This window comes from Mesorhizobium sp. B2-4-19, assembly GCF_006441315.1.
Classification (GTDB): domain Bacteria; phylum Pseudomonadota; class Alphaproteobacteria; order Rhizobiales; family Rhizobiaceae; genus Mesorhizobium.
In genome coordinates this window covers 19,848-33,509 of the sequence record NZ_VFUV01000014.1, presented here as the reverse complement: position 1 = coordinate 33,509, position 13,662 = coordinate 19,848, and the positions used below count along the sequence as shown (strand labels likewise).

General features: G+C 59.3%; 10 protein-coding genes and 3 pseudogenes. 5 read left to right on the top strand and 8 right to left on the bottom strand.

What is annotated here, in order from left to right; genetic code table 11:
• Positions 1–9: 9 nt before the first annotated feature.
• The gene (locus tag FJ546_RS21785; protein ID WP_140891223.1) at positions 10–1,338 is read right to left on the bottom strand and encodes an ABC transporter substrate-binding protein; all 1,329 of its coding nucleotides are present in this window, start codon (positions 1,336–1,338) and stop codon (positions 10–12) included.
• Positions 1,339–1,577: 239 nt separating this feature from the next.
• On the bottom strand, positions 1,578–2,477 hold the full coding sequence (locus FJ546_RS21780; protein ID WP_140891222.1) for a LysR family transcriptional regulator: 900 nt from the start codon (positions 2,475–2,477) through the stop codon (positions 1,578–1,580).
• A 140-nt stretch (positions 2,478–2,617) separates the two neighbouring features.
• Between FJ546_RS21780 and FJ546_RS21775 the strand changes: the two genes are divergently transcribed.
• The 5 genes and pseudogenes from FJ546_RS21775 to FJ546_RS31670 all read left to right on the top strand — a co-directional run.
• A complete protein-coding gene (locus tag FJ546_RS21775; RefSeq protein ID WP_140891221.1) occupies positions 2,618–3,853 on the top strand; it encodes a Zn-dependent hydrolase in 1,236 nt (411 codons plus the stop codon).
• Positions 3,854–3,876: 23 nt separating this feature from the next.
• Positions 3,877–4,300 (top strand): annotated as a pseudogene (locus tag FJ546_RS21770) (aldehyde dehydrogenase family protein); the annotation flags it as partial.
• A gap of 269 nt (positions 4,301–4,569) precedes the next feature.
• Positions 4,570–5,040: an HNH endonuclease signature motif containing protein gene (locus FJ546_RS21765; RefSeq protein WP_140891220.1), complete on the top strand. Its 471-nt coding sequence runs from the start codon at positions 4,570–4,572 to the stop codon at positions 5,038–5,040.
• 134 nt (positions 5,041–5,174) lie between these two features.
• A pseudogene (locus tag FJ546_RS31675) lies at positions 5,175–5,456 on the top strand (SMP-30/gluconolactonase/LRE family protein); the annotation flags it as partial.
• A 41-nt stretch (positions 5,457–5,497) separates the two neighbouring features.
• Positions 5,498–5,689 (top strand): annotated as a pseudogene (locus FJ546_RS31670) (SMP-30/gluconolactonase/LRE family protein); the annotation flags it as partial.
• Between the two features lie 488 nt (positions 5,690–6,177).
• Here the strand turns inward: FJ546_RS31670 and FJ546_RS21755 are convergent.
• The 6 genes from FJ546_RS21755 to FJ546_RS21730 form a co-directional block, all read right to left on the bottom strand.
• Positions 6,178–6,717: a DUF4269 domain-containing protein gene (locus tag FJ546_RS21755; protein ID WP_140891219.1), complete on the bottom strand. Its 540-nt coding sequence runs from the start codon at positions 6,715–6,717 to the stop codon at positions 6,178–6,180.
• A 34-nt stretch (positions 6,718–6,751) separates the two neighbouring features.
• The gene (locus FJ546_RS21750) at positions 6,752–7,711 is read right to left on the bottom strand and encodes a nucleoside hydrolase (protein WP_140891218.1); all 960 of its coding nucleotides are present in this window, start codon (positions 7,709–7,711) and stop codon (positions 6,752–6,754) included.
• A gap of 71 nt (positions 7,712–7,782) precedes the next feature.
• Positions 7,783–8,751, bottom strand: a complete 969-nt coding sequence (locus FJ546_RS21745; RefSeq protein ID WP_140891217.1) for an ABC transporter permease — start codon at positions 8,749–8,751, stop codon at positions 7,783–7,785.
• Positions 8,751–9,863 (bottom strand): ABC transporter permease, encoded by a 1,113-nt coding sequence (locus tag FJ546_RS21740; RefSeq protein WP_140891216.1) that lies wholly within the window; start codon positions 9,861–9,863, stop codon positions 8,751–8,753. The genes FJ546_RS21745 and FJ546_RS21740 overlap by 1 nt, the downstream gene beginning before the upstream one ends.
• Positions 9,863–11,455 (bottom strand): ABC transporter ATP-binding protein, encoded by a 1,593-nt coding sequence (locus FJ546_RS21735; protein ID WP_140891215.1) that lies wholly within the window; start codon positions 11,453–11,455, stop codon positions 9,863–9,865. The genes FJ546_RS21740 and FJ546_RS21735 overlap by 1 nt, the downstream gene beginning before the upstream one ends.
• Positions 11,449–13,662, bottom strand: coding sequence for a N,N-dimethylformamidase beta subunit family domain-containing protein (locus FJ546_RS21730; RefSeq protein ID WP_140891214.1), 2,214 nt, complete (start codon positions 13,660–13,662; stop codon positions 11,449–11,451). The genes FJ546_RS21735 and FJ546_RS21730 overlap by 7 nt, the downstream gene beginning before the upstream one ends.

Here is a 13,662-nt window from a genome sequence, read left to right as displayed (position 1 = left end):
GAAACGACCTCAAGCTTTCATCCATTTGGGTAGTTCGAACGCGGCCGTCTCGTAAGGCGTCGGCGAGATGATGTAGCCGTTCTCTCCCTTCTTCTTGATCTGGCTGAAGATGTGCGCCATGCCCAGCGACGGATCCTTAGTCTGCACCGGGTAGGAGAATGCCTGCTGGGCCTTCTGGTCGAAGCGAATGGCGCCCGTTGGTCCGCGATAGATGGTCGACCTCAATCGTCCGGCGATCTTCCGGTTCTGCTCTTCCTCGTAGGCAGTCCCGACGCCGCCGGCCATTGCTGCGGCCTGTGCGAACAAATGCAGGGCCTCGTAAGTCTGCGCACCACCGTTCGGAGAGGCCTTGGCACCGTACCTGGCGGTGTACTTGTCGGCGAAGTCTTTGCTGACGTCACCGGACAGCACGCCGATATTGGTGGCATAGAGCACGCCCTCAGAGGCGTCGCCCGCAATGTCGCGGAAGGCAGCCAGCGACGCACCGTACTGCAGATAGACCAGGCTATTCGTCGGATTGGTCAGGAACTGGATCATGAACTGGGCCTGATCCTGCGGGAAGAAGTGGGTGACCGCAATGAAGCCAGGCTGGTCGGCCCGCAGTTTGGCGAGTGTCGGCCCCCACTCCGAGGTCGGTGCCTGTACGGTCTCGAAGAGTGATATCTCGTACCCGTATTTGGCAGCCTCATCCTTGATGGAATTGGCGATGTTGATCGAGTAGACGAGCGGGCCGGTAATCAGGGCAATCTTCTTGTTTTGCGCCTTGAGTTGGCCAGTGTCCTCCAGCTTCTTGATGAAGTTTAGAAAGGCAAAGCCGTAGTAGAGCTCGGAGGGACAATACATGAATGAGCCCCAGAACCGCTTCGGATCTCCGCTTACCAGTTCCGTATGCGCGCGGGCTGTATCTGCGTGCATATAGACGATCGACGCATCCGCTGCCACGTTCTGCAGGGCCGTCTGCGAACCAAAATTGTAGCCCGAAATCAATGCGCACGCACCGCCATGATCGATCAGCCTCTGGCCTGCACTGGTGATCAGATCATCGCCGCCGGACTCCGTATCCTCGACGACGATTTTGACTTCACGGCCCAGGATGCCGCCGAGGGCGTTGATTTCCTCGGCCGCCATCTCCAGTCCCTGCTTGAACTCGATGCCGTCCGCTGCACCCGCTCCGGTGAGCTGCAGCGGCGCCCCGATAACGGCCGGCTGGGAGGACTCAGCTGAAGCATTGCTATTGAGGCCTGCGAGAACGGCAGCCGAAGCCAGGCCACCAAAGCCTGCGTTCTTCAGAAAGTTGCGGCGTGATGCCCCTTGCCGGATTTCCAGTTTGTCGCTCATTTGGAATCTCCCATTGGATGGATAGCTGATCCACCATTGCCAATTTCGAAGCGGCCTTTGCCTTGCCTGGGGTCTCTTGGTGAACCCTCAATTTCGTTTGTTGGCCGTTCCCTTGTGGTCACCCATTCTTTGGACGACCTCGCGGAGAGCTTGGCAGACTAAGCCAGCTTGAAAAATCGAAATGTAACAATATTCAGTTAGATCTATCTCTATGAATCGACGCTGGTCCGAACGAGGTGTCACCCTTCGGTGGTCAGCAGCTCGAAAAACTTCTTCTCTGCAGGCGTCCGCCCGGCCGACTTTCGCCGAATGATCTCGTACTGTGACGAGTATGCGTATTCCAACGGGAGCAATGATCGCATCTGACCTTGGGAAACCCAGTTCCGGGCATAGTGAACCGGCAGGAACGCCAGGTACTGCCCCGATAGGATAAGATGAGCGAGCCCTTCTATGGCTTGCGCGCGGGCTGTGAAATTGAAGTGCTTTTCATTCTCAGGCAGTTGATCGTAGGAAACATAGCCACGTTGGGCGTGCCTGTATTGCGATATTAGCTGAGGGCTGAGTTTGTCCTCGGGCACGTCGAAGAGCGGGTGCTGACTTCCACAGTAGACCTCCATGTCGGCGGTGAAGGCAGGATCATACTCCAGCTGCGATAACCTGCGGGGAAAGAAGCCAATCCCGATATGGGCCTGACTGCCGAGCACCATCTGCTCCAACTGGTTCGGCGGCGCCACGTGGACCGTAATGTCGACATTGTGGTCCAACAGCCCGAAGGCGCGGATGACCCGGCCAAGTTGGAATGTCGGGTGATATACCGAATTGTCGATGACCGCGATTTGAAGTTCGCCGACCAGGCGTTCGTAGCCAAGGACGAGGCTGCGAAAATCCTCGATGTGGTTGAAGAGGGCGTTCGATGCGTCGTACACGCGCTGTCCGTCCTCTGTTAGAGCGAAACCACTTCGTCCTCGCTGGCACAGTGTCAGCCCCAGACGGGTCTCAAGGTTCTTGATGTGGATGCTGATGGTGGCCTGGCTCACGTTTAGGGCTGCCTGCGCAAGCGAGAACCCGCCACTGCGCGCAACCGTCCTGAAGACGCTGAGCAGCTTGAGATCGACATTACTGATCACCGGCAAGGACATCGGGCACTTCCTGATACTTAGAGCTCTCTCTAAGTGAAAATTGTTACATCGAAATTTCTGTAACAGCCAGCGTCTGCTAACTCGACGGCTGGCGCTCTTTCCCTGCGCAGAGACGACTGTCCTACAAAGGCTGGCTGCATATGACCAACGCACTCGAAATCGACGGTAGGCGGCTTTGGGATACCTTGATGGTGTCCGCAACCATCGGCGCAGGCATGAAGGGAGGCCTGTGCCGCCTGGCGCTGACCGACCAAGACAAAACCATGCGCGATCTCTTTGTCCGCTGGTGCCGGGAGGCCGGTTGTTCCGTCGAAATCGATAAGGTCGGCAACATCTTCGCGCGACGCATCGGGCTCGATCCGGCACTCAAGCCTGTATTGATAGGCAGCCATCTGGACACGCAAATAGCCGGGGGCAGGTTCGACGGCATCCTCGGTGTCCTCGCCGGACTGGAGGTCGTGCGTACCCTCAATGACAAGGGGGTGCAGACCAGACGGTCGATCGAGGTGGTTTGCTGGACGAATGAGGAAGGTGTGCGTTTCCAGCCGCCGATGATGGGTGCCGGCGCCTTCGCTGGCGTCCACGATGTCGACTGGGTCCTGGCGCAGCCGGACGATGCCGGCACGCTGCTGGGAGCCGAACTCGCACGCATTGGCTATAGAGGCGAGCAGGATCGCGACCGCACGGACATCGATTGTTATTTCGAGTTGCACATTGAGCAAGGCCCTGTCCTCGAGGAAGAGGGCGTGGACGTCGGCATCGTCACAGGCGGCTTCACGTCCTTCGGCGCCGAAATACACTTCACCGGAGAGAACGCCCATTGCGGCCCGACACCGATGAAGGCCCGCAAGGATCCCCTGGTTGCGGCCGCAATCTTGATAGCCAAGGCCAATGAAATCGGCTGGGGGTACGAACCCAACGGGCGAGCGACCTGCGCCCGCATCGAGGTTTCACCAAACCGATATGGCATTATCGCCGATAGCGCCGACGTCATAGTCGACGTTCGCCACCCCGATGCCGGTACGGCGGCGGAAATGTACCGCGAGGTTCTCGACACGATCGCGATTGCGACCAAGCAGGCGCGTGTCGTAGGGGCAGTCGTCAAGGAATGGTCGTTCGGAAACATCGCCTTCGATGCGGGGCTGATCAACCTCATCCGCACGGTGTCGGCCGACCTCGGTGTCTCGCACAAGCACATGCTGAGTGCGGCAGGGCATGATGCCTACCATGTCTCAAAAGTCGCGCCTGCAGCCATGATTTTCACTCCCTGCAGGAATGGGATCACCCACAACGAGGCGGAGCACATCGAACTCGAATACACCGTCCCTGGTGTCAACGTGCTTCTGAATGCCGTCGTCCGTCGAGCAAACACGTAGGCTGAGGCCGATCGGGACCTGCAATGCGCACACTCATCGACCCCGGCCTGCTCAAATCACAGGCCTATTTCAACGGCGCCTTCGTAGGCGAAGCCAGTGTGGTGGTGACCAATCCGGCCAATGGCGACGTCGTTGGCAAGGTGCCCAACCATGGTGCGAGTGAGGCGACTGAAGCTGTCGAGGCTGCTGCCGAAGCGTTCCACCCGTGGGCGGCCAAGACAGCCAAGGAGCGCAGCCCAGTGCTGCGCAAATGGTTCGATCTAATCCTTGCCAACAAGTGGGACCTCGCCACAATCCTCACAAGCGAGCAGGGCAAGCCTCGCAGAGGCGCTCGGCGAGATTGACTACGCGGCGTCCTATGTCGAGTTCTATGCCGAAGAGGCCAAGCGCATCGCTGGAGAATTGCTGCCGTCCCACCGAGCCGACGCCCGTATCATGGTGTTGCGTCACGGACGAGCTAGATGCCGAGTTTGGGCAGTCCCTGAACAACGTCTCGGCCGAACCTCAGCGCCTAGAACGCTGGCTCGATGCTATACGGATCGTATCCTCAGATCCCGGCATCGGCGATATCGGCGTTGAGGCCATGTTCCTACCCGCGCATTCGTGGCCGGAGAGGAATAGCCTTGCTCCCTCTCCCTGTGCCTGAGATCGATCACCGGTCGCTATTTGATGATTGCGTCGCCCAGACACAAAGGACTGCCGACCGCGCTACCCTTGTGAACCTCGGCGACCGAATAGTGGATGCCGGTGCGATCTTTGTTGGCGCGGCTGCGGGCGGCGGGCTGGCCGGTCTTGCTCCGATCGACCTCACGGCCCCCGAGGAAAAACTTGTCCGCCCCCTCTACGACAACCGTCTTGTGGACAAGGAGGGTCGTGGTCGTTGGGCATGCGACATGATTCGAAACTCGGCACGCTACTGTCCTTATTGCACTTTCGGCGAAGTCTATGAGGTCGATCACTTCTTGCCCAAGATGGACTACCGGGAACTGAACATCTGCCCGGCCAACCTCGTCCCAATCTGCCATGCCTGCAATCACATTAAACTAGCCGAACAGCCGCAGGCTGCGGACCGCTATCTGCTGCACCCTTATTTTGATGCACTGCCGGCAATCCGCTGGCTCTTCGCCGAACTTGGCTATGAGGCTGGCGGCCCTGTGCTGCGCTACCGGGTGGCGCTAGCTGTTTGATCCCAGGCTTTGATGGGGTTTCTTCATCGAAGACGCTGGCAGCCGCACTTAACCTAGGCGCCGTCTTGACAAATTAACGTAAGCGTTGTCGCCTTCACCCTCGACAATATAAACGCCGTGACTTGGGCGGTTTTGTGTTCGGTGGTCATGTGGATCTCTCCCTTTGGTTTCGCCGGCGCGACCATCGCGAGGCCGACCGGCCCGGAACAAGACTCAACGAAGGCGTCGTCGCGCCGGACGGCTCGTTGTGGGTCGGCACGATGGCCAACAGTATCGGGCCGGACGACGCGCCGATGGCGATCGCAAGCGACGAAGGCCGGCTCTGCCGGGTCGGCCCCGACGGCAGGGTGACATCGCTGAGTGAGGACCGTTTCGGCATCACCAACACCATGACATGGCTGCCTGACGGACGCTTCGTCACCGCCGACACCATGAAGAACGCGCTCTACAGCTATGGCTGGGACAAGAAGAGGCGGGGCTCGGCGAAGCACGCCCCTTCTTCACTGGTTTCGGGCGCGGCCTGCCGGACGGCTCGTGTCTCGACGCCGAGGACCATGTCTGGAACTGCCGGGTGGTGGGCGGGAGCTGCCTCGCCCGCATCGCACCCGACGGCAGGTTGGACCGGATCGTCGAACTGCCCTGCAACTGGCCGACGAGTTGTGCCTTCGGCGGCGCAGGTCTCGACACGCTGTTCGTGACCTCCGCGCGCTTCACGATGAGCGAGGAGTATCTTGCCGCCAATCCCTCCGAGGGCGGCCTGTTCGTGCTCAAGCCCGACGTGCGCGGCCTGCTGGCCAACCGCTTCGGCTAGAGAGCCGGTAGTGGAGCGAATAATCTCCCCTTGAGGATCTCTAAAGGGGAGGCGGGTCTCCCCGCAGAAGGGTCGGCCGAGACCTTGGCTCGGCCGCAAGAGAAGGCCTTCCCCTCATGCCCATTTCCGGATCGCGGTTCAGAGACTTTCCGACATACAGGTCCTTGACTTCCAATTGTCTGCGTCATGGTTCCAATTTTCCGGGATTGGAGATGGGTGCAACGAATGGCGGGAGAGCGCCACAGCGCTCGCTTCCTAATAGACCACCAAAAGGGTCCATTACATGATACAAAACCTCGGAGCTTAAGATCCCCTTCAGAAGCGCTCTAAGAGTTCCTGGCAATGAGGAGGTGCAAATGCTCATCTTTGGCTTCAAACAGTTTCTGCATTTCGGAGAATGGATCGCCGTCGAGTCCCAGAACCTTTGCAAACGCCGGTTCGGTCTTTAATCCTTCCAATCGCTCCGCAAAAACGCGCTGCCGCAGCGTCTCGCCACCAAGATTGAGAAGGCGCTGCTCGACGACAAAATGCCGCCAGGCTGACTGGTCGACGATAGCTCGACAATCTCCAAAAACCTGGAATTCCCAGCCATCGAAGAAGAAATCGCAGACAACGCATCGTCCGCCGGAAGTCCATTGTCTCAACGAGAAATTGAGACAGTAGCCAAACGAACCCCAAACGACTTTCGCAAACCGCTCATAATCTGAAGCGTGGCAAATGATGTCGATGTCGCTGTTCGCGGTCGCGATACCGAGTGGCGGCGTTCCAACAATGCGCCAATCGAAATCTTTCAGGTGTTCGGCTACGCGGACACCTGCAACAGCGTCCGCGTAGTCTGGCCGAAATCCTTCGGTAGCAGCTCTCATTCAATGATTACCCCGCAACGGATCATTGAACGCCTTAAACTTCGATGCGGCTCAGGAACATTTCCCGGAAGCGTTCGCGGTCGACATCACGAAGAACCTTTGTCAAAGGCGTGTCAGCCCACTGACGATCTCCGCCATTGGCCCCGTTTGTCCGACGGTCAGCAACTGTCATTCCACGAGTAATCGAGCCTTTGAGTTCGACTTGAACCGGCAGCTTTTCCGAAGCCGTGACGATGTTCGGGTCGGCAACGACGGCAACCGTCAAAGCCGAGTGAGCCGCACAAGCGTAGCGGCCAAGTTTTTTTGAATAGAAGTTCATATAGAACGGCATCATCGCCGCCAGGTAACGGCCCTGCCCGCTGCCAGCCTTCAGCCTCTCGAGATCTTTTTCATCGAGCAGGGTGTCGTCGGTCACGTCGAGGCCAACCATTTCGACCTCCCAGCCGGACTGCTGCAGCACCATCTGAGCGCTTTCCGGGTCATGCCACGCGTCGGCTTCCGCCACGGGAGTGACGTTGCCGGGCACATAAACCGCTCCTCCCATCCAAACGACTTTCTTGAGGTAAGTTGGAAGGTCAGGATCGATCGCCAGTGCAAGGGCCAGATTGGTCAGTGGCCCGAGCGCGATGTAGGTGATTTCTCCTGGATTGGCGCGCGCAAGATCTACCGTAAGTGCTGCCGCGGACGCTTTGACCGGCTTGACCTTGCTTGCCTTTTCGAAACCCGCGTTCCCAACGCCGTCGTCGCCATGAACAAATGGCGTGAAGCTTGGGCTGCCGACCAGACCACGGCCAGCTCCTTTGGCAAGCGGAATGTCTGTCCGATCAAAAACCTCCATCAAGTATGCGGTGTTTTCTGTCGTGAGCTCGACGCTGACATTTCCGAAGACCGACGTGAAGGCCACAACGTCCAGTTCCGGCGACCTGAGCGCGAGCGCGCATCCCATCGCGTCGTCCACGCCCGTGTCGGTATCGACAATTACTTTCGTCTTCATCGTATTTCCCTTTTACGCGTTCATGAGATTCCGCGAAAACCGCGTTCGGCAGACCCGTTGGTTATGTCTGTTCAGCGTTCGCCCTTGACATAGGGCCTGCCAGCGGCTGCGGGCCCTTCCGCCCGGCCGACAACCCCGGCGAGCAAGAGGATCGTGAGCAAATAGGGCAGCGCCTGAATCAATTGCGTCGGCACTTCGAAGCCGGCGAGCACGGAGCCTTGAAGTCGCCCCTGGATTGCGTCGGCGAAAGCGAACAGAAGGCAGGCGGCAAGCACCCTGCCTGGACGCCAGTTGCCGAAGATCAACGCCGCGAGCGCCATGAACCCTTGCCCGGCGGTCATGTCCCGATAGAAGGCGCCGCCCTGGACGATCGCAAGATAGGCACCAGCGGCGCCGCAAAGCGCGCCGTTGACGATCAGTGCCGAATAGCGAAGCCCGATGACCGAAACGCCCGCCGTGTCGACGGCTTCCGGTTTGTCACCGCAAGCCCTTAGCCGCAGCCCGTAGCTGCTGCGATACAGAATGAACCAGGTGGCAAGCACCACCGCAAAAGCGAGGTAGCCAAGGATTGTGTGGCCGCTCAACACCACATTGTAGAGAGGCCCCACCACCGGAACGTGAGCGACGCTCTCGGCGAAGGGAAGTTTCAGGGAGGGAAATCTGGCGGCATCGGCGAGCGGCGGCGTCTGGCCGCCCCTCTGGTACCAAGCTATGCCCAGGAAGACGGTCAGCCCGCTCGCGATGATGTTGATGGCCAGTCCGATCACCAACTGATTGCCGCGCAACGTGATGGAGGCGAAGCCTTGCGCCATGGCAATGACGATTGCCATGGCCATCGCCCCAGCCAATCCAATCCAAGGATCTCCGGACAGCGAGGCGAATGCGCCGGCGGCGAAGGCTCCTACCAGCATTTTGCCCTCCATGCCGATATCGATCAGGCCGGATGTTTCCGCGTAGAGGCCCGCAATGGCTGCAAGCACAACAGGGACAGCGAGGCGAAGTGCTGAGGCGGTAATCAGGAGCAAAGCGAGATAGTCCATCAGATGCGTTCCCCGGCGATACCCATCCGGACCAGAAAGGCCTCGACCACGTTTGTGGCGAGTGGGCGCAACACATGCACCAGCCCGCCGGCGAACAGGATCACCAGCCCTTGGAGGACAATGACGACGTCTCTTGAAACCGATGGAAACAGGAACGAAAGCGAGGCGCCACCCTGATAGAGCGCACCGAACAGGATCGACGCCGGGATGATGCCTGCTGGATGGTTGGCGCCGATGAGGGCGACGGCAATTCCGGTGAACCCATACCCAAAGGCAAAGTCGAGCATCAGACGATGCTGCGCCCCCATGATCTCGTTGACGCCGATCAGTCCGGCAAGCCCGCCAGAGATGCATATCGCCTGGATAATCACGCGATTGACCGGAATGCCCGCGAACGCCGCAGCTTCGGAGTTGGCGCCGACCGCACGCAATTCGTAGCCCCATCGCGTGTGCCAGATCAGATAGGTCGCAAGAACACAGCAAGCCAGCGCCACGAGAATGGTTACATTGAGAGGAGACTCCGGAACCTGAATTCCCACGGCGGCGAGGATCTGGTCGAAGCGAAGCAGTTCAAGAGAAGATGAGATTGCCGCGCTTGCCGGGATCATGGAACCGGCTTCCCGGAATTGATTGACGATCAGGTAGATCATCAACAGGGAGGCCAGGAAGTTGAACATGATCGTCGTGATGACGAGATGGCTGCCCCGTCGCGCGACCATGTAGGCGGGAACGGCGACCCAGATAGCGCCAAAAACCATCGCGGCGACGATCCCGAAGGGCAAGGCGACATACCAGGGAAAGCCCGGCATCGCGAAGCACAGCAGTGTTACCCCAAGGCCGCCGAGATAGGCCTGCCCCTCGCCGCCGATGTTGAACTGGTTGGCCTGCGCCGCGATTGCCACGGCCAGACCGGCGAAGATGAAGTTCGTGGCATAGTGCAAGGTGTAGCTTAGTCCGTCCAAGCTTCCGAAGGCGCCCTGAAGCACGACATCGAGTGCGGCGATCGGATCTTCGCCCACTGCCAGAATCAAGATGCCGCCAAGTGCGACAGCGATGAAGATGTTGATGAAAGCGGCGAGGACGCCGCCGACGACAGTTGACATGCGGCGCATCAGCCTTCTCCTCCCCCTATCTGTTCGATAGCGCTGTCGCGCTGCGAGCCGGCCATCATGAGGCCGATCACACGTTCGTCGAATTCATCGCGATTCAGTTCACCCATCGAACGGCCTTCAAACATGACCAGGATACGATCCGAAAGATCCATCACCTCTTCGAGTTCGACGGACACAAGAAGGATGGCCTTGCCGGCCTGCCGCTGCGCGAGAAGCTTGCGGTGGATGCTCTCGATGGCGCCGATGTCGACGCCCCGCGTCGGCTGGCCGATCAGAATGATCTCGGGGTCGAGCGCCAGTTCCCGCCCGATCACCAGCTTCTGCTGATTGCCGCCGGAAAAAACACGGATCGGCCGATGCGGATCCGGAGGCCTGACATCGTGCGCGATCATTAACTCGCGGCACCATTCAGCAATTTTCGACCGCACGATCCAGTTACCCAACCCGGCGACCTTTCCGGATCGCTGCAGTCCAAGGACACTATTCTCCAATGCGCTCCATTTCGGCACGAGACCATGTCGCAATCGATCCTCGGGCACATGAGCGACACCGCTGGCCCGCACTTTGATCGGAGACGTCGGCTGGCTTGGCGTGACGGTTAGAGACCCGAGTTGGATATTGCCATCCGATGGGCTCACGAGACCTGCAAGCATCGAAAGCAATTCGGTCTGGCCGTTTCCAGAAACGCCGGCAATTCCAAGGATCTCTCCGCCATGAACGTCGAACGACAGGCCATTGACCCTCACCGTTTCCGACGGATCACGGAACGTTAAATCCCGAACGTCGATCTTTACGTCGCCCGTGGCAGGTGCTCTGGCATCCGAGATACGCCCGACTTTTCTCCCAACCATCATCTCCGCGAGGGAGGCGCGGGTGACCGAGTTTGTTGGTGTCGTGACAATGCAGCGCCCTTGTCTCAGCACCGTCACATTGTCTGTCACGTCCAAGACTTCCTGGAGCTTGTGCGTGATCAGGATGATTGTCTTGCCCTCGGCGGCAAGGCTGCGAAAGACGTGGAACAGGCCTTTGACTTCGTCGGGCGTCAGAACGCTGGTGGGCTCGTCGAGGATCAGGATTTCGGCGTCCCGGTAGAGTGATTTGACAATCTCGACACGCTGCTGGACGCCGACCGGGAGGGATCGGATCGTCGCGTCGAGCGGGAACGCGAGGCCATAGCGCTGCTGGATGGCCGTCACCTTTTCACGGCAGGCGCTGGTCTTTCCACCAAGCCAGAACCGGCCCTCGGAGCCAACGATCACGTTTTGCAGCGCGGTCAGGCGGTCCACGAGCACGAAATGCTGATGGACCATGCCAACGCCGCGCTGGATGGCGGCGGAAGGGCTTCTGATCGAAACTGCCTTCCCGTTGAGCCTGATTTCGCCGGCATCCGGTTTGTATAGGCCGAAAAGCGTACTCATGAGCGTCGATTTTCCGGCGCCATTTTCACCCACGATGCCGTGGATCGTTCCCGCGCTGATCGCGAAACTGACGTTGTCGTTGGCGAGAAGCGACCCGAACTTCTTGGTCAGGCCGATGAACTCGATGGCGGGCGGCACTGCCTGCAAGATTGACTCTGGCTTTGTGATCAGCATGCCGCCCACCCTTCGGCTGATATGGTCCCACGTCTCAACGCGGCGTCTTCAAGCAGGTCGCGCAACGCGGCCTCGGTCACCGATGCAACGTGCATTTTGTCGTCGGGGTCCAGAAGCCCGTTCGTCCAGCGGATGGAGCCGACGGAAAAAATCTGGCCGCCGCCCTCATGCCGAAAAAGCACGATGTCTCCCCTGACCATGGCGCGCAGTGCGGCACTGTGATCAACGATCAGGACGTCGAGGCCGGTAAGCTCCTCGACGGTCGGCACATAGCCGGATGGCATGCTTTCGGCATGCGCAAGAATGATCGCGTCGGTGGGCGAACCGAGCTCCGGAGCGTATCGGTCGAGTTCCAGACCAGCCACACCGAACCGGCGGTCTCCGATCTGTCGAAATGCCGCCGCCAGGTGTCGGGGAAGATTTTCCGGCCTCAGCGACGGCTCGACCCTGTAGATTCCGTCGCCTGAAAAACCGTGTGCGCAGAAGCCAACGCCGAACAGCCTGTTCGGCGCGCGGCCCAGCCCGCGCCAGATACCGCCCTCGCGACCGTCAAGCTGCTGACGCCGTTCGCCTTGACCCGCCGACCAGGTTCGCCCGCCTTCCGCCCTGCGCACCTCGATCAGCTCGGGTACGTCCGCATTCAGCCCGATCGACCAGTAAAAGCCGTTGCCGCCCAGATACATGATGGACCCGCCCGTCGCAGCGAAATCCTCGTAGGCATCAAGCAGGGCGGCGCTGGCATATTCGGGGTGGGAACCTGTCAAGATCACGTCGTACGGGGCGAGTATGGGATGTCCGCCGTCATGCAACATCTCGTCGGTGAGGATGTCGAAGTCGACCTTCAGGTCATGAAGCCATCCAATGATCGCGAGGTCCGCCGAGAACTGATGTGGAAAACCCTGCAATTGGGAATCGAAGTCGGCCCTGGTGGTGACCTGCGGCCGTTTCAGTGAAGCCAGACACACGCCAGATCCGTCGCTGTGGAGGCTGTAGAGCGATTTCAGATCGTGATCGATCGCATAGTCGTACAGTGGCTTCGAAACCGAGGCCTTCTTCAGCTGGAACACCTTTGGATCGGCTTCTTCCGCAAAGGTGTTGTTGGTGTAGGCTCGATAAGAGAAAGTTGGCAAAACCAGCGCGACGCGCGAATTCGACGTCAAAGGCGGCCGCACAAACAGAGGCAACGCATCGAAACTGGCGCGATCCGCCCAGTCGACGTCCTCTGAAGCGGAAAGGATGATCGAGCAGGCGCCCGTAGCACTTGCCGGGACAGTCAGCTCAAAATCGACAGGCCATCCGGCATCGCCTAGGTCGTCGCGGTGAAACCAGGCTGCATCATATTGCGAACCGCATTCGCGAAAATCGTTGTTTCTCCCATCCCAGGACGATGACGTAACCGCTCGGGTGGGGCTGTTGAAAAATTGGCCGGGCCGACAATTGCCCCATTCGTCCGGCGCACGGAATGATCCTTGTTCGAACCCGAAATCCCAGCGCGCGATGCGCTCCGATGTTTCCTGAAAAGCCAGCACCTGCGTTAGCGGCCGCACAGTCCCAAACAAGGAAGGCGATGCGACCTTGCCGTCAAAGTCGCCACGCATCCCATCGGTTGTGGATCGGCCGGCGAGTGCAAACCCTGTCAGCGAAGTGCTGGGAGAAGCACCGCCTACGCGAACAGACTCGAATTGCGCTGACGAACCGACAACGGAAGTATCAAGCATTCCATTGGAGAGATCCAGCCGGACAGCTACCCCTTGCCATCTCAGAGGATGGAGTTTGAGGAGGTCAAATTTCCTGATTTCCTGAGCATCCAGATTTCCGGCGACCACGAAAAGCGCGCCTGATGGATCATGGCGCAGGCTGAGTTGCCACTGCCCGAAATCAATCGTAGCGACGGTCCCGCCGTCCGTGCCGAAGTGGGTCGGGAAAAGATCGAAGATCAGAACCAAGGCGACTTGGTTGAACTGATGGGTGACGTCGACCTTGAAGAAAGAGCCGAGTTTCAGCGGCCGCTCGGTCGCCGGATGTGGCCCGCTTCGCGCTTCGTCGATTTCCACTGTTTTCGATGACCAGTGTTGGGGATTTTCGATCGCTCCGAGGTGGCGCACAAACCGCGCGTGGAACGATGGATGGCGGGACGATACCCGAACACCGACCTTCTCACCGGGCGAAACCACCCATTGATCCGTATATCCAGCGATTTGAAGCAT

Bases quoted from the DNA above. Each gene is read 5' to 3' on its own strand.
- FJ546_RS21750 (WP_140891218.1), bottom strand. From the start codon at position 7,711: ATGAAGACGAAAGTAATTGTCGATACCGACACGGGCGTGGACGACGCG.
- FJ546_RS21740 (WP_140891216.1), bottom strand. From the start codon at position 9,863: ATGCGCCGCATGTCAACTGTCGTCGGCGGCGTCCTCGCCGCTTTCATC.
- FJ546_RS21775 (WP_140891221.1), top strand. From the start codon at position 2,618: ATGACCAACGCACTCGAAATCGACGGTAGGCGGCTTTGGGATACCTTG.
- FJ546_RS21735 (WP_140891215.1), bottom strand. From the start codon at position 11,455: ATGCTGATCACAAAGCCAGAGTCAATCTTGCAGGCAGTGCCGCCCGCC.
- FJ546_RS21745 (WP_140891217.1), bottom strand. From the start codon at position 8,751: ATGGACTATCTCGCTTTGCTCCTGATTACCGCCTCAGCACTTCGCCTC.
- FJ546_RS21755 (WP_140891219.1), bottom strand. From the start codon at position 6,717: ATGAGAGCTGCTACCGAAGGATTTCGGCCAGACTACGCGGACGCTGTT.
- FJ546_RS21730 (WP_140891214.1), bottom strand. From the start codon at position 13,662: ATGCTTCAAATCGCTGGATATACGGATCAATGGGTGGTTTCGCCCGGT.
- FJ546_RS21780 (WP_140891222.1), bottom strand. From the start codon at position 2,477: ATGTCCTTGCCGGTGATCAGTAATGTCGATCTCAAGCTGCTCAGCGTC.
- FJ546_RS21785 (WP_140891223.1), bottom strand. From the start codon at position 1,338: ATGAGCGACAAACTGGAAATCCGGCAAGGGGCATCACGCCGCAACTTT.